Annotated in this window: 21 protein-coding genes; 11 read left to right on the forward strand and 10 right to left on the reverse strand. The window is 66.3% G+C overall.

Going from position 1 to position 20727, the window contains the following annotated elements:
• Window positions 1-8: 8 nt before the first annotated feature.
• Window positions 9-1085 (forward strand): ABC transporter ATP-binding protein, encoded by a 1077-nt coding sequence (locus F8O07_RS00505; protein ID WP_158030235.1) that lies wholly within the window; start codon window positions 9-11, stop codon window positions 1083-1085.
• On the opposite strand, the gene rlmB is transcribed toward F8O07_RS00505, so the two are convergent.
• Genes rlmB through F8O07_RS00525 form a run of 4 tightly spaced genes read right to left on the reverse strand, consistent with a single transcriptional unit; the run spans window position 1056 to window position 4505 of the window.
• Window positions 1056-2042: a 23S rRNA (guanosine(2251)-2'-O)-methyltransferase RlmB gene (gene rlmB / locus F8O07_RS00510; RefSeq protein ID WP_158030236.1), complete on the reverse strand. Its 987-nt coding sequence runs from the start codon at window positions 2040-2042 to the stop codon at window positions 1056-1058. The two genes, F8O07_RS00505 and rlmB, sit on opposite strands and share 30 nt — an antisense overlap.
• Window positions 2042-3457, reverse strand: coding sequence for a cysteine--tRNA ligase (gene cysS, locus F8O07_RS00515; protein WP_158030237.1), 1416 nt, complete (start codon window positions 3455-3457; stop codon window positions 2042-2044). The genes rlmB and cysS overlap by 1 nt, the downstream gene beginning before the upstream one ends.
• 39 nt (window positions 3458-3496) lie before the next feature.
• Window positions 3497-3991, reverse strand: a complete 495-nt coding sequence (ispF, locus tag F8O07_RS00520; protein ID WP_158030238.1) for a 2-C-methyl-D-erythritol 2,4-cyclodiphosphate synthase — start codon at window positions 3989-3991, stop codon at window positions 3497-3499.
• 31 nt (window positions 3992-4022) lie between these two features.
• Window positions 4023-4505, reverse strand: a complete 483-nt coding sequence (locus F8O07_RS00525) for a CarD family transcriptional regulator (protein ID WP_158030239.1) — start codon at window positions 4503-4505, stop codon at window positions 4023-4025.
• Between the two features lie 163 nt (window positions 4506-4668).
• Between F8O07_RS00525 and F8O07_RS00530 the strand changes: the two genes are divergently transcribed.
• Window positions 4669-5244, forward strand: coding sequence for a hypothetical protein (locus F8O07_RS00530; protein ID WP_158030240.1), 576 nt, complete (start codon window positions 4669-4671; stop codon window positions 5242-5244).
• A gap of 30 nt (window positions 5245-5274) precedes the next feature.
• On the opposite strand, the gene F8O07_RS00535 is transcribed toward F8O07_RS00530, so the two are convergent.
• Both F8O07_RS00535 and F8O07_RS00540 read right to left on the reverse strand, forming a co-directional pair.
• A complete protein-coding gene (locus F8O07_RS00535; protein ID WP_158030241.1) occupies window positions 5275-5961 on the reverse strand; it encodes a response regulator transcription factor in 687 nt (228 codons plus the stop codon).
• Window positions 5962-6052: 91 nt separating this feature from the next.
• Window positions 6053-7252, reverse strand: a complete 1200-nt coding sequence (locus F8O07_RS00540) for a sensor histidine kinase (RefSeq protein ID WP_192496566.1) — start codon at window positions 7250-7252, stop codon at window positions 6053-6055.
• A gap of 166 nt (window positions 7253-7418) precedes the next feature.
• Here F8O07_RS00540 and phoU point away from each other — a divergent pair, with 166 nt between their 5' ends.
• Window positions 7419-8093 carry a phosphate signaling complex protein PhoU gene (gene phoU / locus F8O07_RS00545; protein ID WP_158030243.1) on the forward strand — a complete coding sequence of 225 codons (675 nt, stop codon included), beginning with the start codon at window positions 7419-7421 and terminating at the stop codon, window positions 8091-8093.
• A gap of 90 nt (window positions 8094-8183) precedes the next feature.
• On the opposite strand, the gene F8O07_RS00550 is transcribed toward phoU, so the two are convergent.
• The 3 genes from F8O07_RS00550 to F8O07_RS00560 all read right to left on the reverse strand — a co-directional run bounded on the left by F8O07_RS00550 (window position 8184) and on the right by F8O07_RS00560 (window position 10704).
• Window positions 8184-8942: a phosphoglyceromutase gene (locus tag F8O07_RS00550; RefSeq protein ID WP_158030244.1), complete on the reverse strand. Its 759-nt coding sequence runs from the start codon at window positions 8940-8942 to the stop codon at window positions 8184-8186.
• A 65-nt stretch (window positions 8943-9007) separates the two neighbouring features.
• Window positions 9008-10087 (reverse strand): YgfZ/GcvT domain-containing protein, encoded by a 1080-nt coding sequence (locus F8O07_RS00555; protein ID WP_158030245.1) that lies wholly within the window; start codon window positions 10085-10087, stop codon window positions 9008-9010.
• Window positions 10084-10704 carry an FABP family protein gene (locus F8O07_RS00560; protein ID WP_158030246.1) on the reverse strand — a complete coding sequence of 207 codons (621 nt, stop codon included), beginning with the start codon at window positions 10702-10704 and terminating at the stop codon, window positions 10084-10086. Before F8O07_RS00560 ends, F8O07_RS00555 begins: the two co-directional genes overlap by 4 nt.
• Before the next feature lie 256 nt (window positions 10705-10960).
• Between F8O07_RS00560 and F8O07_RS00565 the strand changes: the two genes are divergently transcribed.
• The 8 genes from F8O07_RS00565 (at window position 10961) to pstB (ending at window position 19834) form a co-directional block, all read left to right on the forward strand.
• Window positions 10961-11671, forward strand: a complete 711-nt coding sequence (locus F8O07_RS00565; RefSeq protein ID WP_225732950.1) for a winged-helix domain-containing protein — start codon at window positions 10961-10963, stop codon at window positions 11669-11671.
• Complete coding sequence (gene mshD / locus F8O07_RS00570) at window positions 11668-12558, forward strand: mycothiol synthase (RefSeq protein ID WP_192496567.1); 891 nt, start codon at window positions 11668-11670, stop codon at window positions 12556-12558. The genes F8O07_RS00565 and mshD overlap by 4 nt, the downstream gene beginning before the upstream one ends.
• 7 nt (window positions 12559-12565) lie before the next feature.
• Window positions 12566-14755 (forward strand): RNA degradosome polyphosphate kinase, encoded by a 2190-nt coding sequence (locus F8O07_RS00575; protein ID WP_158030247.1) that lies wholly within the window; start codon window positions 12566-12568, stop codon window positions 14753-14755.
• Window positions 14752-15708: an NUDIX hydrolase gene (locus F8O07_RS00580; protein ID WP_158030248.1), complete on the forward strand. Its 957-nt coding sequence runs from the start codon at window positions 14752-14754 to the stop codon at window positions 15706-15708. The genes F8O07_RS00575 and F8O07_RS00580 overlap by 4 nt, the downstream gene beginning before the upstream one ends.
• A 232-nt stretch (window positions 15709-15940) precedes the next feature.
• Window positions 15941-17014 (forward strand): phosphate ABC transporter substrate-binding protein PstS, encoded by a 1074-nt coding sequence (locus F8O07_RS00585; RefSeq protein WP_158030249.1) that lies wholly within the window; start codon window positions 15941-15943, stop codon window positions 17012-17014.
• 126 nt (window positions 17015-17140) lie between these two features.
• Window positions 17141-18100 (forward strand): phosphate ABC transporter permease subunit PstC, encoded by a 960-nt coding sequence (gene pstC / locus F8O07_RS00590; RefSeq protein ID WP_158030250.1) that lies wholly within the window; start codon window positions 17141-17143, stop codon window positions 18098-18100.
• Window positions 18100-19002, forward strand: coding sequence for a phosphate ABC transporter permease PstA (pstA, locus tag F8O07_RS00595; protein ID WP_158030251.1), 903 nt, complete (start codon window positions 18100-18102; stop codon window positions 19000-19002). The genes pstC and pstA overlap by 1 nt, the downstream gene beginning before the upstream one ends.
• Window positions 19003-19054: 52 nt before the next feature.
• On the forward strand, window positions 19055-19834 hold the full coding sequence (pstB, locus tag F8O07_RS00600) for a phosphate ABC transporter ATP-binding protein PstB (RefSeq protein ID WP_158030252.1): 780 nt from the start codon (window positions 19055-19057) through the stop codon (window positions 19832-19834).
• 58 nt (window positions 19835-19892) lie between these two features.
• Here pstB and F8O07_RS00605 read toward each other — a convergent pair whose 3' ends face one another.
• Window positions 19893-20714: a siderophore-interacting protein gene (locus tag F8O07_RS00605; protein ID WP_192496568.1), complete on the reverse strand. Its 822-nt coding sequence runs from the start codon at window positions 20712-20714 to the stop codon at window positions 19893-19895.
• Between the last annotated feature and the right edge of the window lie 13 nt (window positions 20715-20727).

Here is a 20727-nt window from a genome sequence, read left to right on the forward strand (position 1 = left end):
ATGAGACTATGCCCTCTCTGGTCTTGGAACGCGCCTCCTGCGTCTATCCGGGCGCGGCCGAGCCCGCGGTGCGCGACGTGTCGCTGTCGGTCGACGACGGAGCCTTTCTCACTCTCTTGGGCCAGAGCGGCTCAGGCAAGTCGACGCTGCTGCGCATGATCGCCGGCCTCGAAGAGACCGCCTCGGGCGCGGTGCGCATCGACGGGCGTGAGGTCACACGCCTGCCCCCGAAGCATCGCAACGTCGCCATGGTGTTTCAGAACTACGCGCTGTACCCGCAGATGTCAGTGCGCGACAACATCGCGTTCGCGCTGAAAGTCGCCGGCGTCGACCAGACCGAGCGCGATCGCCGCGTCAGCGTGGTCGCCGACGGCCTCGATCTCGACGATCTGCTGAGTTCGTCACCGCACGAGCTCTCCGGCCGCGAGCGCCAGCGCGTCGCCGTGGGGCGGGCGCTCGCTCGCATCCCCGATCTGCTGCTGCTCGACGAGCCGTTCACCAGCCTGCCCGCCGATGTGCGCCATCCACTGCTCAGCAGCATCCGCACTCTGGCTGCACGACTCGGCGTCACCACGCTCTACGCGACCAGAGATCTCTCAGAGGCGGCATTGCTCGACGAGCCTATCGCCGTGCTCGACGGCGGCCGGCTGCACCAGATCGGTTCACTCGCGCATCTGCGCAGCCGTCCGGAGGATCTCACCGTCGCCCAGACCGTCATCTACGAGCCGCTCACCTGCTGGACGGCCTCCGCCGAAGACGGCACGATCTGCGTCGGCGATCAGTGCCGCATCGTCCCGGGAGCACACGGCCCGGTGGTGCTCGCGATCGCCTCGCGACACATGACCCTCAGCGATCAGCGCGAAGACCTCGGCGGCACGGTCGAACACATCGCACCGGGGCCCGACGGCGGGCGCACACTCACCCTGCGCCTGGCCGACCGCGACCGCAGCGAGTGTCAGATGCGCACCGACGGCGTCAGGCTGCAGCCCGGTGACCGCGTGCGTCTGGCCGTCGCCGTCGAACTCGCATGGGTGTTCCACGCCGACAGCGGACGACTACTCGCCGCTCCCGCTGCGCGCGGTTGAGACCGCATACATCGCAACCGCGGCGGCGATGCCTGCGTTCAGGCTCTCGACGCCGCTCGTGATCGGAATCGACACGATCTCGTCGCACGTCTCGCGCACCAGACGTGACAGCCCCTTTCCCTCCGACCCCACGACGATCACCAGCGGATCGGTGGCGAGATTGAGCTCGGGCAGCGACACGTCGCCGCCACCGTCGAGGCCGACGACGAACAGGCCGTCTTTCTTGAGCTGGCGCAGCGTCTGAGTGAGGTTGGGCACCATCGCCACGTGCGTTCGCAGTGCGGCACCCGCCGAGGTCTTCCATGCCGATGCCGTCACGCCGGCGCTGCGGCGCTCCGGGATGATGACGCCGTCAGCACCGAAGGCTGCGACCGAACGGATGATCGCACCGAGATTCCTCGGATCGGTCACCCCGTCGAGCGCGACGATGAGGGGCGCATGGTCGCTGGCCTGCGAGAGCAGGTCGTCAAGCTTCGCATACCGGTAGGGCGGCACCTGCAGGGCGATGCCCTGATGCACTGCACCCTCGCCGACCAAGCGGTCGAGTTCGTCTCGAGTGACGGTCGTCACGGGGATGCCGCGCCCGGTCGCGCGAGCGAGCGCGTCGCGAACGCGGTCGTCCGCGTCGATGTGCTCGGCCACGTAGAGGGCGGTGGCGGGCACTTTGGCGACCAGGGCCTCGACGACCGAGTTGCGGCCGCAGATCAGTTCGGTGTCGCGCTGCTTGTGCACCGTCGGTCGACCGGTGCGACTGCTCTGATGGCCGCGGTAGGGCTGTGCGCCGGAGGCGGACCGCTCGGCTCGGGCCTTCGCCTTGGCTTTGGGGTGGTACGGCCGGTCCTCGGCCTTCGGCGTCGGCCCACGGCCTTCGAGCTTCTTGCGCCCCTGACCGCCTGAGCCGGCCTGCGCACCCTTCTTGTGTTTGCGCACGGCTCCCGCGCGACGACGTTCTGCCATCACTCCACACTCCATTTCGCCCCGTTGGGGGTGTCTTCGATCTGCAGCCCGGCTGCGATCAGCTCGTCACGGATGCGATCCGCAGCCGAGAAGTCCCGTTCATTCCGTGCCGTCGCACGCGCCTTGAGGCGCTCGGCCACCAGTTGGTCGAGCACGCGTTCAGCCGCATCGTCACCGTCGGTCTCAGCGGCGAAGTCGTCGGGGTGCAGACCCAGAACCCGCAGCATGGCTTCGACTGCGGCGCCGGCCTGCAGCGCCGTCGCCGCATCGCCGTCAGCCAGAGCTGCGTTGCCGCGGCGCACCTGTTCGTGCAGCACGGCGAGCCCCTGCGGCACACCGAGGTCATCGTCCATCGCCTCGACGAACGCCGTCGGCAGTGCCGCCCAGGCGTCTGCGCCGTCGTCCATGCCCTCGACGGTCTCATGCAGACGCTGCACGAACCCGTTGATGCGTCCGACAGCAGCAGCCGACTCGTCAAGGGCACTCGGCGAGTACTCGAGCGTCGAGCGGTAGTGCGCAGAGCTGAGAAAGTATCGCACGGCCTGCGCCGGGGCCGCATCGAGCAGATCGGCTGCGAAGACCGAGTTGCCGAGCGACTTGCTCATCTTCTGGTCGCCGACGGCGACCAGACCGTTGTGCACCCAGATGCGGGCGAACTCGAAGCCGGCGGCGGTCGACTGGGCCAGCTCGTTCTCGTGATGGGGGAAGCGCAGGTCGAGTCCGCCGCCGTGGATGTCGAAGGTCTCGCCCAGATACTGAGTCGACATCGCCGAGCACTCGATGTGCCAGCCAGGACGACCGCGCCCCCATGGGGAATCCCATGCGGCGGTCTCGGGCTCACCGGCCTTGTGCCCCTTCCACAGCGCGAAGTCTCTGGGGTCGCGTTTGCCCCGCGGATCTGCATCTGCCGCGTCGGCCATGTCTTCGAGGCGTTGGTGGGTGAGCTCGCCGTAGGCCGGCCAGGACTTCGTGTCGAAGTACACATCGCCGCTGCCGTCTTCGGCCGCATAGGCATGACCGCGCTCGATCAGCCGTGCGATGATCTGCTGCATGCGCTGGATGTTCGCCGTGGCACGCGGCTCGTACGTCGGCGGCTGCACGCGCAGCCGGTCATAGGCGTCGTTGAACAGCCGCTCGACCCGATAGGCCAGCGCCCACCAGGGTTCGCCGGTCTGCTCGGCGCCCGAGAGGATCTTGTCGTCGATGTCGGTGACGTTGCGAATCAGTGTGACCTCGAGCCCGCGTGCCGTGGCCCACCGCCGCATGATGTCGTAGATCAGCGCCGATCGCAGGTGCCCGATGTGCGGCGCAGACTGCACCGTGGGGCCGCAGACGTAGATGCCGACCTGGCCGGGGTGCACCGGCCGCAGCTCGCGCAGGGCACGGCTCTTGGTGTCAAAAAGGTGAATCGTCACAGGGCAAGTCTACGTCGAAGGCTCAGATCGAAGACCAGGTCATCGTCGCAGCGTCGCGACCGCCTGGGCCAGCAGCCCGGCACCTGAGCCGATGACTCCGAGCCGGTCTGCGGTCGTCGCCGCGAACGACACCGGGGCCCCGACCAGCTCGGTGAGACGCTGCTCGGCCTCACGACGGCGGGGCGAGATCCGAGGCCGCTGAGTCATCACCTGCACGGCGACGTGTTCGACCCTCCAGCCAGCCTGTGCGACCAGCTGCAGCGTCTCGTGCAGAAAGACCTCGCTGCGGGCACCTGCATACTCGGGCCGATCGGTGCCGAAGTGCTCGCCCATGTCGCCCAGGCCCGCCGCCGAGAGCAGCGCGTCGCAGATGGCGTGCACGACCGCGTCGCCGTCGCTGTGCCCGGTGAGCGCCGGGGTGTCGGCCCAGTCGAGAGCCGCGAGGCGCAGGATGCCGGAGTCGCCGAACGCATGGACATCGCTGGCGATGCCGGTTCGCGTCGCGGAAGACGGAACCTCGGGCGGAGTGGTCATCGAGGAGGCTTCAGAAGCAGAGAGTGAAGCCTCAGGAGGCCAGAACTTTGTCGAGCATCTCGCCGGCGCTGTCTTCGTCGGTCTTCTCGGCCAGGGCGAGCTCTGAGATGAGAATCTGACGGGCTTTGACGAGCATGCGCTTCTCACCCGCCGACAGGCCGCGATCCTGGTCGCGGCGCCACAGGTCGCGCACGACTTCGCTGACCTTGATGACGTCGCCGGAGGCAAGCTTCTCGACATTGGCCTTGTACCGACGCGACCAGTTGGTGGGCTCTTCGGTGAAGGGTTCGCGGAGCACGGCGAAGACGGTCTCGAGGCCCTTCTTGTCGATCACGTCACGAACGCCGACCTCTTCGACGCTGTCTGCAGGAACCTGAATCGTCAGGTCTCCCTGTGCGACCTCGAGCGTGAGATAGAGCTTCTCTTCGCCACGCACGGCACGCTTCTTGACCTCAGTGATCTTGGCTGCCCCATGATGGGGGTAAACGACGACTTCGCCGACTTCAAAACGCATTGAACAACGCCCTCCGTAGGCCGCAAGGATACCATATTCATACGTCCGTTCCGCCGTGCCCACCCAGAGTGATGAGAGACGCACAGAATTCGCGGTAGACTGACCGAGTACGTCTAGTATTTCACCGCCCGCGGCCGTGGGCGGGCACTACCGCGGAGGAAACGTGAGCATTCGCAGAGCATCTTTGGCCGCCCTCTTCGTCGCGCTGGTCTCGGTCGGAGCGGCCGGCTGCTCGTACGCGACGCCAGTCGCCACCGAGCGCACCTACAACGCCTCTGACGGCATCGTGATCGGCGTCGGCGACGTCACCCTGAGCAACATCGCTCTGATCTCTGATGACGAAGGCAGCCAGGCCCGACTCATCGGCCAGGTGGCCACCTCCGGAACCAAAGCGACCAACGTCACGCTGACCATCGAAGGACAGCAGCCGATCAGCTGGAACGTCGAGCCGAACCAGCCGATCGATCTCGAGACCACCGAGAACGAGCACGTGCTCACCGATCTCGGCGCCAAGCCCGGCGCCACGCTGCGCGCGAAGGCGACCGCTGACGGCCAGACCGAAGACCAGAAGACCATCCCGGTCATCGCCGGGCACCTCAAGGAGTACTCGTCACTGGTGCCGAGCAGCGAGCCCAGCTCGCCTGCTGCGACCTCGTCATCCGAAACGCAGTCGCCGAACGGCACCACGGCATCCACCTCGCCGAGCGAAGCCGCGACGCCGTCGCACGCCGCGCACTGACCGGCTGATCGCCGGCGGACGCACGAGACGTCACGCCTCGAGTTTGTACCCCAATCCCCGCACTGTCACCAGACGCTGCGGGTGCTTGGGGTCTTTCTCTATCTTCGAGCGGATGCGCTTGACATGCACGTCCAAGGTCTTGGTGTCGCCGAAGTAGTCGGGCCCCCACACCTGGTCGATCAGCTGGCCCCGAGTGAGCACACGGCCCACGTTCTCAGCGAGGTAGGCCAACAGTTCGAACTCCTTCAGCGGCAGATAGACCTCGCCGCCCTCGACGCTGACCACATGCGAATCGAGGTCGATGCGAATGCCGCCGGCCTCGATGACCGTGATCTCATCGCCGCCGACGTCGGCCCCGCCGCTGCGTCGCAGCACTGCGCGCACGCGAGCCAGCAGTTCCTGAGATGAGTAGGGCTTGGTCACATAGTCGTCTGCGCCGACCTCCAGGCCGAGCACCGTGTCGAGCTCGGTGTCCTTCGCGGTGAGCATGATGACGGGGACGTCCGAGGTCTGACGGATCTGCCGACAGACGTCGAGACCGTTCATGCCCGGCAGCATGAGGTCGAGCAGAATGAGGTCCGGCTCGACTTGGGCGAAGGCCTCGAGAGCCTTGAGACCGTCGTGCGCGACCGTGACCTCATAGCCCTCGCGTCGCAGCAGGTATGTCAGGGGCTCGCTGATTGACGGCGCGTCCTCGACTAGCAGCAGGTGCGTCAACGTGTCTTCCTCTCGTCGCGCGGCGGCAGCAGGCCGCCGTCTTGCCAGAACCGGCTCTGGCATCTGATGAACAGGGGGCGGATGTCAGAGGTCACGGCCGCCGCACCACCACGGGAGCGGCTGTGGGCGTCTCGCGATCGGTGCCGATCACCTGCCCGGTCAGGTCTCCGCTGCGCGGAAGATTCAGGGTGAAGCTCGAGCCGATGCCGACCCTGGACCAGACGCTGACCGTGCCGCCGTGGGTGCGGGCGACATGCTTGACGATGCTGAGCCCCAGACCGGTGCCCCCTGTGCCGGTGGAGCGCACCCGCGCAGGGTCGACCCGATAGAAGCGTTCGAAGATGCGTGCCTGCTGCGCCTTCGAGATGCCCTCGCCTTTGTCGGTGACGACGATCGAGACACCATCATCACGGCCTGAGGCCAGCACGCCGACGTCACTGCCCTGGGGCGAGTACTCGATGGCGTTCGTGAGCAGATTGGCGACCGCCGAGACCAGGGACTTCTCGTCGCCCTCGATGCGCAGGTCGCCCTCAGTGCGCGCGGAGAGGCTGACCCCTTTACGCTGTGCCGTCACCTGCGCAGTGGCTATGGCCGCGTCGACCACTGCCGCCAGATCGACGTCGGAGAACTGCGTACGCTGGTCGAGCTCGCTCTCGATGCGGCTCAGCGAGAGGATGTCTCCGACCATGTCGCTCAGCCGCTGCGTCTCGGAACGCAGCTGCCGGGCGAACCGGCTCACCATCTCAGGGTCGTCCGCAGAATCGGCGAGAGCCTCGCTGAGCAGCAGCACCGCGGCGATGGGCGTCTTCAGCTCGTGACTGACGTTTGTCGTGAAGTCGCGGCGCATGGCCTCGACCAGCACCTCTTGGGTGCGGTCTTCGACGACGACGAGGATGTACCGGTTGCCCAGCACCGAGACGTGCGTGGTGACGTGGCTGTCTGCCCGGTCGCCGCGGCCGCGGCGCAGCACGAGCTCCTGCTGCACTGCGGTGCCGGTCTCTCTGACCTGGTCGATGTCATGGGTGATCTCGTCGAGCACCACACGTCGGCCGGAGACGATGCCCAACGGCTTGAGTGACGGAGTGGTCAGCAGCACCTCGTTCGACGCGTTCACGACGAAGGCGGGAAAAGGCAGAGCCTCCAGCGACTGCACGACGCCGTCGGGCAGAACCTGAGCGACCATGTACCGACCGCGTTCGCCCTTCTGATACGAGCGAAAGAGCAGCAGCCCGACGGTCGTCGCCACGAGCGCGCCGACCAATGCGGCGAGAACGACCGTCCAAAGACCCATGGGCACCATTCTAGGCAAGGAGGTTGGCGCAGAATCGTCACGGCCGTCGCATGGTAAGCTGCCGGTTCGTTCGTGTTCAGCGTCACTTCACCGGTTGTTCACTTCACTCCGAGATGATCAGCAGCGTTGTTCAGCATCGCTGACCCGTCACGTCGTTAGGAATCCCGTGCGCATCGTTTTCCAGCAGGAGCTCGAAGAGGTCCAGGGCAAGCTCGTCGAGATCTCGACACTCGTCTCCGAGGCCATCGAGAAGGCCGTCACCGCATTCAACGAGTCGAATGTGCATCTCGCCGAAGAGGTCATCGACAACGACGACCGCATCGACGAGCTCGCCTCCGATCTCACCGAGCTCTCCATCATGATTCTCGCCAAGCAGCAGCCGGTTGCGCGAGATCTTCGCACCATCGTGAGCACTCTGCGCATCACCGCATCGGTCGAACGCATGGGCGACCTCGCCGCGCACGTCGCCCAGCTGGCCCGATACCGCTTTCCCGATCGCGTCGTTCCCGGCGATCTGCGCGACACCTTCATGCGCCTCGGCGCACTCGACGTCGCCATCGCCAAGAAGGTGCCCGAGCTCCTGGCCACCCAGGACCTCGAGCTCGCCGAGGCGATCCGTCAGGCCGACGACGAGGTCGACGCACTGCACAAGCACGTGTTCGACACCGTGCTCTCTGACGAGTGGAAGAACGCTGCGCTCGACACCGTCGACGTGACCCTCGCCAGCCGCTACCATGAGCGCTTCGCCGACCACGCGGTCAACATCGCCAACATGGTCATCTATCTGGCCACAGGCGACTGGGCGAACGAGGGCGACGAGAGCGACAGCAGCCCGCTCTGATCGCCTCCCCTCCCACAAGCGACATGTCAGAAGAGGGCCCCGACACTGCTCAGCCAGTGTCGGGGCCCTCTTCTGACGGGGCTCAGTCGGTCACTGCTGTTTGCGACCCTGAGCGGCAACGGCGGCGGCACCGGCCGCGGCGGCTTCGGGGTCGAGGTACTCGCCGCCCGGCACGAGGGGGCGCAGCTCCTCGTCCAGACGATAGACCAGAGGGATGCCCGTCGGAATGTTCAGCTTGGCGATCTCGTCGTCAGGCACCCGATCAAGGTGTTTGACGAGCGCACGCAGCGAATTGCCGTGCGCGGTGACCAGCACCGTGCGGCCGGCTGCGAGATCGGGCACGATGGCATCCTGCCAGTACGGCACCAGTCGACCCAGCACGTCTTTGAGGCACTCCGATCGCGGCACGCGCTCGAGCAGCCCGTAGCGGGGATCGTTCGTCTGGGCGTACTCGTCGTCTTCGGCGATCTCAGGAGGCGCGATGTCGTACGAGCGGCGCCAGGTCATGAATTTCTCTTCGCCGTACTTCTCGAGGGTCTCACTCTTGTTCTTGCCCTGCAGCGCGCCATAGTGGCGCTCGTTCAGACGCCAGGAACGGCGCACGTCGATCCAGTGACGATCCGCTGCCTCCAGCGCGAGATTCGCCGTCTTGATCGCACGTTTGAGCACAGACGTATGCACGACGTCAGGCAGCACACCCGCCTCGGAGAGCAGCTCGCCTGCGTGCCGCCCCTCTTCGACACCCTTCTCGGACAGGTCGGCGTCGACCCACCCGCAGAAGAGATTCAGCTTGTTCCATTCACTGTTGCCGTGGCGCAGCAGCACCAACGTGCGCGTCTCTTGAGTCATGCGACAAGTCTACCCGGCCGGCCCGCTCCTGACGCCGCTCGAACGTCTCACCTCGACGTCGTACGTCAGTGCGCCCGGCGACGCGCCCGACGCAGATCGCGTACGGCAGAGGCGGCCAGTCCCCCGGCATCCGCCGGCACGATCGCCTCTTGACGAGCGACCATCGTCTCGTCGCCGTGCTGCACGGTCAGCTCGGCGTCGAGAGCGAGCCCGCGTCGCACCACCGCGAGCGCGACGGGCCCCATCTCCCAGTGCATGCCTCCGGTCGTGACGGTACCGACCTGCTGGTCTCCCGCCAGCACGGCGTCGCCGTGTTCGACCCAGGTGTCACTGCCGTCGAGCTGCAGCAGCACGAGTCGCCGCGGCGGGTGGCCCAGATTGTGCACCTTGGCGATGGTCTCCTGACCCGGATAGCAGCCTTTGTCGAGATGCACTGCGCTGCGCAGCCAGTCGAGCTCATGCGGAATCGTACGGTCGTCGACTTCGTCGGCCTCACGCGGGCGGGCCGCCGCGATGCGCAGCGCCTGCCAGGCGTCGCCGCCGGAACGGCGCACTTCGGCGTCGTCGAGCAGCGTCTTCGCCTCGGCACGCCGGCGGCTGTCGACGAAGGCGATGCGCCAGGTCCACGTCTCGTACTCGACTGTCTCAGCGTCGGCGTACTGCCAGCCTCCGACGGCCAGGTGCGCCCATGGGTCGCACCAGACGAAGTCGGCGAGCTGTTCGAGCGCCGGCTGCCAGTCACGGCCGTTGACGGCGAACCAGCCGACCTGCGCAAAACGCGAGGTGGCATCCTCGGCGTCCACCCGCAGCATGAAGCGCATCTTGTGCACCCATTCGACCACGCGCTCCGCACCACCGCGCTCGGGCAGCAGCCAGACGTCGTCATCGGCGCCGCCGACGGCACCGACGGCGAACTGCACATGGCCGGCGGCATCGAGCAGCAGAGCCTCATCGCTGGCGCCTGCGGGCAGGGATCCGACGTCACGAGAGAGCAGCACGTTGAGAAAGCGCTCGCGATCGGCGCCGGTCACGTGAACGACGTCACGCGTGGGGATGCTCAGCACCGCCCGCCCCGTGATCAGCCGATGCTGCTCGCCGAGGGGATCACCGAGCTGTCGGGGCTCGAGCGGTGCGCGGGAGGTCACTCAGCGACTCCCGCATCTGCTCCGGAGACACTGCGGCGAGCCAACACGCCCGAGGCCATCGAGGCCATCGGCCGGCCGAACGCGGCGATGTCCCACGCCCACATCAGCTGGCCGTCGACCAGGCCGTACATGCGTTCGGCGGCGGTATAGAGACGCGACTCTGCCGGGCGCAGCACGGCATCAGTCCCGATCTGCACGCGGGGGCCGTTGATGGTGCCTACATAGAGCTCGCTGATGCCGTCAGGGTGCAGCACGCTCACCTCGAGCGGAAACCCGGTCTCAGAACGCAGCTCGTCGACGTCGTCGATGGTGCGTGCGGCACCGTCGGCCCCGGGCAGCAGCGCAGGCCCGTGATCGGCAGGCCGCTCGGGCGCGGCCAGGCGCCAGTAACCGGTCTCTGTCGTCAGCGGGGTGCGCTCATCGTCGAGCAGCCAGTAGTACGAGTTGTAGTGCAGGTCAGCCAGGCCCTCATTGGTGAAGCTGACACGCTGCCCGAACTCGTATTCGACGTGGTCTTCGTCGACCCCGTAGCTGACGACGCCTGTGCCCTCCCACACGCCGATCAGCCAGCTGAGCGGGTTGACCTCGGCGGGCAGCCCCTCTGGGATGTCAAACACGCTCAGCGCTGACCCTTGAAGAGCTTGACCAGCACGGTCACCGACACGAAGGCGATCGCGAGGCTGGCCAGTGCGAGCAGGCCGACGAAGAAAATCTCAAGTGCAACGATTCCGTCCATGCCAGCAGTCTAACCCGTTCCGCGCCCCCTCGCGCACGCCCCGAGCAGGGGTATGGATGCGGCTGAGACGCGGCGCTGACGCCGATCGCCCCCAGCCTCGACTATGATGAGGTCAACTTTCCCCAGGAAGGCCCCCAGTGTCGAAGCTCGTCGTTCTCACCAGCATGAAAGACGGCGTGCTGCCCGCTCTCACCCTGCTCAGCCACCAGGTCACGACCGTGCAGCCGTCGAGCAACAGCGTCATGTCATGCATCGACGCCGACGTCGTTCTCGTCGACGCTCGGGCCGACCTGCCTGCCGCGCGACAGTTCTGCTCGCTGATGGCCGCCTCTCATCTCGATGTCGCGGTCATTCTGGTCGTGACCGAAGGCGGACTCGCCGCGATCAGCCGCGACTGGGGCGCATCCGACTTTATTCTGTCGACCGCCGGCCCGGCCGAGATCGACGCTCGCATACGTCTGGCCCGACGCATCAGCGCAGCCGTCGAGCAGGACGGCCCCTCGGTCATCCGCGCTGCCGGGCTCACCATCGACGAAGCCAGCTACTCGGCGCGCATCAACGGCAAACCGCTCGATCTCACGTACAAGGAGTTCGAGCTGCTGCGCTTTCTCGCCGGCCGCCCCGGCCGAGTGTTCACCCGCGAGCAGCTGCTCAGCGAAGTCTGGGGCTACGACTACTTCGGCGGCACCCGAACAGTGGACGTGCACGTGCGTCGTCTGCGCGCCAAGCTCGGCGAGCTCGACTCATTGATCGGCACCGTGCGCAACGTGGGCTATCGCTTCAACCCGGTCGACCAGGAGCGCCCCATAGCCGCGGCGAACGGCGCCGCCAGCGGAGCGGGCGTGTGATCGTCTCGGCGATCGACGGGCCACGGCCGGTGCGCTCCGCCGATCTGCGGGCGCTGCGCGACCTCGCCGCACGGGCGTTCCAGGCTGACGGGGCCCAGCCCTTCAACGACCACTCATGGAGCCAGCTGAGCGAGGGTCAGGCCCGCGTGGCACTGATACACGCCGACGAGAAGACGCTGACTGCCGCCGCAGTCGTCACCGGCGACGAATTCGAGCTCGTGGTCGCCCCTGACGCGCGCCGGCAGGGGCTCGGCAGGCGACTGTGGCAGGCAGCGGTCGGCGCCGGTGGACGCCTCGTCTGGGCCCACGGGGGGCTTGACGCGGCTCGGGCGCTCGCCACGGCATGCGGCGCCGTCGCGATTCGCGAGCTGCTGCTGATGCAGCTGCCGCACCATGCGCTGCTGGAGCTGACCGATTCCGACGCACCCACCCGGGCGCTGCCAGACGGGCTCGAGCTGCGAACCATGCAGACAGGCCGCGACGAGCAGGCCTGGCTCGATCTGAATGCGCGGGCCTTCGCAGCGCATCCAGAGCAGGGCCAGATCACCGCTGACGATCTCGCCGCGCTGCAGCGCGAGAGCTGGTACTCGCCCGACGACGTGCTGCTGCTCTGGCAGGCTGACGAACTTGTCGGGTTCAACTGGACGAAGATCGCACCCGGCCCAGACGGCAGACCCGAGGGCGAGATCTACGCGATCGCGGTGAGCCCCGACCACAGCGGACGCGGTCTCGGGCGGGTGCTCATGGAGCAGGGCCTTCGCCATCTGGCAGAGAGCGTCACCGACGTGTCGCTGTATGTCGAAGCAGACAATGTGCCTGCCCTCGCGCTCTACCGCCGACTCGGTTTCGAGGAGCGTTCACGAGATATTCATTGGCAGGTGAGATGATTGAGGAATGAGCGAACCGTCACAGCAGACTAAGACGAAGAACAGCCAGGGGAAGAGCACCGTCACAGAGCCTTCGCCCACGGCCGCAGCAGAGCCGAGCGCACAGCTGCCACCTGACCGCTATCTGGATCGAGAGCTCTCGTGGCTGGGGTTCAACGAACGCGTGCTGGAGCTGGCCGCAGACCCCGGGCTGCAGCTGCTCGAGCGAGCTTCGTTTCTGGCCATCTTCGCGAACAACCTCGACGAGTTCTTCATGGTGCGCGTCGCCGGCCTGAAGCGCCGCGTGGCACTCGGCATCGCCGTTCCCGCCGTTTCGGGCTATGCCCCGCTCGAGCTGCTCAGCGCGATCTCGAAAGAGGCACACCGTCTGCAGGAGCGTCAGTCGAGCATCCTGCACGAGCACGTTCTGCCAGAGCTCGAGAAGGTCGGCATCGGCATCTCGCACTTCGACGACCTCGATCAGGCCGATCGCGCTCGTCTGCGCACCTACTTCGATGAGAAGGTCTTTCCGATCCTGACCCCTTTGGCGGTCGATTCGGCGCATCCCTTCCCGTACATCTCTGGCCTCTCGCTCAACTTGGCCGTGATCGTGCGCAACCCCACGACGAACAAGCGCGAGTTCGCCCGCGTCAAAGTGCCGCAGTCACTGCCCCGCTTCATTCGCGTCGGCGAGATCGGCGACGCGCAGACGCATTTCGTCCCGCTCGAAGAGCTCATCTCTGCGCATCTCGACCAGCTCTTCCCCGGCATGGAGGTCGTCGAGTCGCACGCCTTCCGCGTCACTCGCAACGAAGACCTCGAGGTCGACGAAGACGAGGCGGAGAATCTGCTGCAGGCGCTTGAGAAGGAGCTTCTGCGCCGCCGTTTCGGCCCGCCGGTTCGCCTCGAGGTGGCCAGCGACATCAACCCGACGATCCTCGAGCTGCTGGTCAGCGAACTGGGCGTGCAGAACGAAGACGTCTACAAGCTGCGCGAGCCGCTCGACCTCACCGGCCTGTTCGCCATCTCGGGGCTGAACAGACCCGAGCTGCACTACCCTGTCGCCGTTCCCGTCACCAATCGCTTTCTGCAGGACATCGAGCCGCATCAGCACGCCGAGTTCTTCGGGGCGATTCGCAAGCAGGACATCCTGCTGCATCACCCCTACGAGTCGTTCGCGACCAGCGTGCAGGCGTTCCTGGAGCATGCTGCGGCCGACCCGACCGTGCTCGCCATCAAGCAGACGCTGTACCGCACCTCGGGCGACAGTCCGATCGTGCAGGCATTGATCGACGCGGCCGACGCAGGCAAGCAGGTGCTTGCCCTCGTCGAGATCAAAGCACGCTTCGACGAGGCCAACAACATCTCGTGGGCGCGCAAGCTCGAACGCGCAGGCGTGCACGTCGTCTACGGTCTGGTCGGGCTGAAGACGCACTGCAAGCTCTCGCTCGCCGTGCGCGAAGAAGAGGGTCGTCTGGTGCGCTACAGCCACGTCGGCACCGGAAATTACAACCCGAAGACCGCACGTCTCTACGAAGACCTCGGCCTGCTCACCGCCTCCGAGGAGGTCGGAGCCGACCTGGGCCGGCTGTTCAACCACCTCTCGGGATACTCGGCCGAGTCGGACTACAACCGTCTGCTGGTCGCCCCCAAGACCATTCGCACGGGCCTGATCGATCTGGTCGACCAAGAGATCGCGCATGCACGCGCAGGCAAGACGAGCGGCATCAAGATCAAGGTCAACTCGCTGGTCGACGAGCAGATCATCGATTCGCTCTATCGTGCCAGCCAGGCCGGCGTTCCCGTCGAGGTCTGGGTGCGCGGCATCTGCGCACTCAAGCCGGGCGAGCCGGGGCTCAGCGAGAACATCACCGTGCGCTCGGTGCTCGGTCGCTTTCTCGAGCACTCGCGAATCTTCTGGTTCGCGAACGAGGGCGACCCGATCGTGTACATCGGCAGCGCCGACATGATGCATCGCAACCTCGATCGTCGTGTCGAGGCGCTCGTGCGGCTGGTCGACCCCGACCAGATCTCAGAGCTCACCGATCTGCTCGCGATGGGTGTCGCCGATACCACCTCGTCATGGCACCTCAGCGCAGACGGCAGCTGGAAACGTCACTACCTCGACGATCACGGCAACCGGCTGCTCGATGTGCAGGAGGAGCTCCTGCGCATCGCCGCGACGCGCAAGGCTCGGGCTCGGGCGAAGCGCAAATGATCGTCGCCGCCGGAGTGCTCTGCTGGCGACGCATCGCCGGCGAGCCCTACATTCTGGTCATCCACCGCGCTGCCCATGATGACTACTCGTTTCCCAAGGGCAAACAGGACCCAGGCGAGAGCGTGCCTGAGACGGCCATTCGCGAGCTGCGCGAAGAGAGCCGGATTCGGGCCGCTCTCGGGCCGTATCTCGACGCCGTGCACTATCACGTCGGGGGCAAGCCCAAGGTCGTGCACTACTGGACCTCTCAGATCTCTGCCGAGCAGGTCAAAGACAGCGCAAAGCACTTCTCGCCGAATCACGAGGTCGACGAGCTGCTCTGGCTGCCCTTCGCCGAAGCGCAGCGACTGCTGACCTACGACTTCGACCGCGAGCTGCTCACTCGACTCGAGGGTCAGCTGCCCACGCTCGACCGCCCGATCCTCACGGTGGGGGTGCTGCGACACGCCAAGGCCACGTCCCGTGTCGACTGGAGCAAAGGCGAGGCCAGCCGCCCGCTGACCTCGCACGGACAGTCCCAGTCCGCACACCTGGCTGCGCTGCTGCAGTGCTGGGGAACGTTCCAGCAGATCGTGACGAGCCCGTGGCAGCGCTGTCTGTCAACGGTGCAGCCGTATGCGACAGCCTGCGGAACCCGTGTGCGCCGTGCCAGCGAACTCACCGAGACCGACTATGCCACCGACCCCGAGGCCTCGGAGCATCTGGTCACCGACGTCGTCTCGCAGGGACGTTCGGCTCTCTTCTGCACCCACCGGCCGGTGCTTCCGGGCGTGCTCTCGGCAGTCGGCGCGCTCATCGACGAGCCAGCCCGTGCCCGGCTGCTCTCACATGCCACGCTGGCACCAGCAGAGCTGGTGATCGCGCAGATCGCCCAGACGGGCGACGCCGAGCGCCCGTTCGAGCTCGTCACGGTGGCGACCTACGCTCCCTTCGACGAAGAGAGTGAGAGCTGACCTGCCTGGCCGCTGAGCGAAGCGCTGAGCGAGCACGGCAACCTGCCCGGGCCATCCTATTCACGAGGTGGCTCGGGCAGAGTGCTCTCAGGGCACGACCCGAACAGCCCTCCGTCGTTCACCTGCCGTTAAGGCACTGGTGAGAATCTCGACACCGAGCATCCGTAGGTTGAGAAACGAACCGGGCCGCTTCTCCCTGCGGCCGCATGCAAGAAACCTGAAAGGGTACATCGTGAAGAAGACTCGCCTCATCCAGGCCGCCGCACTGCTCGGCGTCGCCGCTATCTCGCTGTCGGCCTGCGCCAGCAACGAGAGCGGCAGCAGCTCATCGACCTCTTCGCTGAGCGGTCAGATCAGCGGCTCGGGAGCCTCGAGCCAGAGCGGCGCACAGGAGGCATGGAAGGCCGGCTTCATCGCGTCGAACGCGAGCGTTGCAGTCAACTACGATCCCGAGGGTTCGGGCGCAGGACGCAAGGCGTTCGCCGGTGGCACCGCCGACTTCGCAGGCAGCGACTCGGCCGTCAGCACCGATGAGCTCGCCGGCAAGTTCGCCGCCTGCAAGACCAACGACATCGTCGAGATTCCCGCGTACATCTCACCCATCGCCGTGGCCTTCAAGCTCGACGGCATCGATTCGCTGAATATGGATGCGGCGACGATCGCCAAGGTCTTCTCGGGGCAGATCTCCAAGTGGAACGATCCGGCCATCACCGACCTCAACTCCGGTGTCACGCTGCCCGACACCACCATCAAGGTGAAGTTCCGCGGCGACGAGTCGGGCACCACAAAGAACTTCCTGAACTACCTGAAGTCTGAGGCCCCTGACGCCTTCGGCAGCGCCGAGGTCGGCGAGACCTTCCCCTTCGCGTCGAACCCGAATGCGCAGTCGGCGCAGAAGACCCAGGGCGTCAAGCAGGCGCTCACCGGCTCAGACGGCTCGATCGGCTACCTCGACGCCTCACAGGCCGGCGACCTCGGAACGGTCGCCGTCAATGGGGTGAAGTACTCGGCCGAGGCTGCGGCCAAGATCGTCGAGCACTCGAAGCTCATCGACGGCCGCGGCGATGCCGACCTGGCGTACAAGCTCGACTACAGCGTCGAGGGTGCCTACCCGATCGTGCTGGTCAGCTACCTGATCGGCTGCCAGGAGTACCAGACCGAGGGCAAGGGCGAGCTCGTCAAGGCCTACTTCGAGTACGTCATCAGCGCCGACGGCCAGAAGCAGGCTGCCGACCACGCCGGCTCGGCACCGTTGAGCGATGCCGTCACTGAGAAGGCGAAGACCGCGGTCAACGCGATCAAGTAGCCGAGACACCCGGCTCGCCCATCGCGAGCCTCGCTGAGGCGGAGCGACACACCTTCGTCGCTCCGCCTCAGTCATCACCCAGCAGCACTTCTCCACGCGCCTCCACGTTCTGACCCGATGGGAACCATGAGCACCACCACAAGCCCTCAAGCCGCACCCCGAGCGAAACAGCGCCCCGGCGACATCGTCTTCTCGCGCACGTCGCTCATCGCCGGCGTGCTGATCCTGGTCATCCTCGCCGGCGTCGCGATCTTCCTGGTCGGGCAGGCACTGCCCGCGTTCGGAGCATCGCGGGCGAACGGCGACATCCCCGGCACGGCTGGCGACAACGTCTGGGAGTACGTCGGGCCGCTCGCCTTCGGCACGCTCTGGGTCGCCCTGATCGCCCTCCTGATCGCATTTCCGTTCTCGATCGGCATCGGCCTGTTCATCTCGCACTACGCGAATCGCCGGTTCGCTCAGGTTCTCGGCTACGTCATCGACCTCCTGGCCGCCATTCCCTCAGTCGTCTTCGGCCTCTGGGGCATCGCAGTGCTCGCCCCGGCCGTCGAGCCCTTCTACAACTGGCTGTCGACCTACCTCGGATGGATCCCGCTGTTCGCCGGCCCGGTCGCGAGCCCCGCGACCTCGGTGCTGACCGCCGCCATCGTGCTGGCCATCATGATTCTGCCGATCATGACCGCCATGAACCGCGAGGTCTTTCTGCAGACTCCTGCGCTGCACGAGGAGGCCGCCCTCGCTCTCGGCGCCACGCACTGGGAGATGATCAAGATGGCCGTGCTGCCCTTCGCTCGCCCGGGCATCGTCTCAGGCGCCATGCTGGGGCTCGGTCGTGCGCTCGGCGAGACCATGGCCGTGGCCATGGTGCTCTCGGCCACGCCCGGTCTGGTCAGCTTCGCTCTGCTGCGCGGACAGAACCCGAACACCATCGCCGCCGCCATCGCGCAGAACTTTCCCGAGGCCTCAGGCACGAAGATCAGCGTGCTGATCTTCGGCGGTCTCGTGCTCTTCGTGATCAGCATCGCCGCCAACCTCGGCGCCCGCTGGATCGTCAACCGCCGCAAGGAATTCTCAGGAGCCAACTGATGAGCACAGCCAGCACTCTCTCTGCCTCTTCGGCGTTGGCCGGCAACAGCCGACGGCGCCGGGCCAAAGACGTCACGATGCGCGTGGTGGTCTGGGGCGCATTCCTCATCGCGCTGATCCCACTCGTCTCACTGCTCTGGGTCGTCGTCTCGAAGGGGCTCTCGCGGTTTGACGGCGAGTTCTTCAACAGTTCGATGCAGGTGCCGCTGGGAGCCCCCGGCGGCGCGATCCATGCCATCATGGGCACCCTCATAGTCACGGGTTGGGCCGCGCTCATCTCGGTGCCGATCGGACTGATGACGGCGGTGTATCTCGTCGAGTACGGCCATGGCAGGCTCGCCAAGTCAATCACGTTCTTCGTCGATGTGATGACCGGCATCCCCTCGATCGTCGCCGGTCTGTTCGCCTTCTCAGTGTTCGTGATCTTCTTCGGCGCCGACGCGAAGATGGGCATCACCGGTGCGGTCGCCCTGTCAGTGCTCATGATCCCCGTGGTCGTGCGCTCGACCGAAGAGATGCTTCGCCTGGTGCCAAACGAGCTGCGAGAGGCCTCATACGCCCTCGGCGTGCCGAAGTGGCTCACCATCGTCAAGGTCGTGCTGCGCACCTCGGTGGCCGGCATCATGACCGGTGTCATGCTCGCCCTCGCCCGCGTCATCGGCGAGACAGCTCCTCTGCTGGTCACCGCCGGCCTGGCTTCGAACATGAACTACAACGCGTTCTCAGAGCGCATGACGACCCTGCCGGTGTTCGTGTACAACCAGTACCAGAACCCCGGCATCGACGCCGACCCGTACTATGCCCGCGCCTGGGCCGGTGCGCTGACCCTGGTGCTGATCGTCATGGTGCTGAACCTCGCGGCACGCATCATCGCCAAGATCTTCTCGCCGAAGTCGCGCTAGCTCCACCCCTCGCCTCCGACCTGCAGACCCACATCGTAAGGATTCACAGAACATGTCAAAACGCATCGTCGCCAAGGATCTCAACGTCTACTACAGCAAGTTCCTGGCAGTCGCCGATGTCAGCATGGACATCGAGCCGAAGTCAGTGACGGCCTTCATCGGCCCCTCGGGCTGTGGCAAGTCGACGTTCCTGCGCACGCTCAACCGCATGCACGAGGTCATTCCCGGCGCCCGTGTCGAGGGCGAAGTGCTGCTCGACGGCGAGAACCTGTACGGCCCGGGCGTCGACCCGGTGCTCGTGCGCCGCCAGGTGGGCATGGTGTTCCAGCGCCCAAACCCGTTTCCGACCATGTCGATTCGCGAGAACGTGCTGGCCGGCGTCACGCTGAACAACAGACGCATCTCGCGCAGCGACGCCGACGAGCTCGTGGAGAAGTCGCTGCGGGGAGCAAACCTCTGGAACGAGGTCAAAGACCGACTCGACGCCCCGGGCTCAGGCCTCTCGGGAGGCCAGCAGCAGCGTCTGTGCATCGCGCGCACCATCGCGGTGAAGCCCGACGTGGTGCTGATGGACGAGCCCTGCTCCGCACTCGACCCGATCTCGACGCTGGCCATCGAAGATCTGATCGAAGAGCTGAAGCTGCAGTACACGATCGTGATCGTGACGCACAATATGCAGCAGGCCTCACGTGTCTCTGACAAGACCGCGTTCTTCAACATCGAGGGCACCGGCAAGCCTGGCCGTCTCATCGAGTACGACGACACGCGCAAGATCTTCGCCAATCCGGCTGAGAAAGAGACCGAGGACTACATCTCGGGACGCTTCGGATAGGGCAAACACCCAGCTGCCGTCGGCTTCGGAGGGGGAAGCCGACGGCGTCAGTGCCGGGTCACTCCGGATCGCTGGGATCGAGCGGGGCGTGATGGTCAAGGGCCACCACGCCCCGCTTCCAGTATCCCTGCACGTCGAGATCGCGACGGTCGAGCGTCTCGAGACCGCGCAGATGACGCCGCACCGGAATCAGCGCCGACGCCTCGCCTGCCGCCCAGACGAACGTGCCCGTCTCGAAGTCGATTCCGGCCACGGCATCCTCGAGAGCCGATGACGGCGCATCCGCGGGCACCCAGTTCAGGCTGGCGATGCGGGTTCGCAGCCGCACGTCGAGATATTCGGCATCGGCTTCGTCCGAGCCCCACACGATCACGTCGATGACCGTACGACCCGGCAGAGTCTCGAGCCAGCGGGCCAAGGCGGGCAGTGCCGTCGCATCCGCGATCAGCACGGCGCGAGCGGCTTCGAGCGGAGCCGTGCGCGATCCACGCGGGCCCGCGATCACCAAGTGGTCTCCGACGGCTGCCGCACGCGCCCAGTTCGTCGCCGGTCCGCCTTCGTGCAGCACGAAGTCGATGTCGATCTGCGCCTCGTGCCCGCCCTCGGCGGCACGCCACGCGCGTGGGGTGTAGTCACGGCTGATCAGCGGCGCCTCAGGGCGTCGCAGGCGGCCCTCGGCATCGACGGCGGGCGCGTTGATCGCCCCGTGCTCGTCAGGCAGAAAGAGCTTGACGTGATCGGCCGGCCCGGGTGCGAGAAAGTCGTCGAGCGTCGGCGACGAAAAGGTGATTCGCCGCATGGAAGGCGAGATCTGCGAGACGGCGCTGACCGTCACCTCGCGAACTCTGAGGTCATGGCGGATGCGCTGGCGGTCGAGCATGTCGGATCCTGTC

Origin of the sequence: Pseudoclavibacter sp. CFCC 13796 (assembly GCF_008831185.1) — a bacterium.
Classification (GTDB): Bacteria; Actinomycetota; Actinomycetes; order Actinomycetales; family Microbacteriaceae; genus Pseudoclavibacter_A.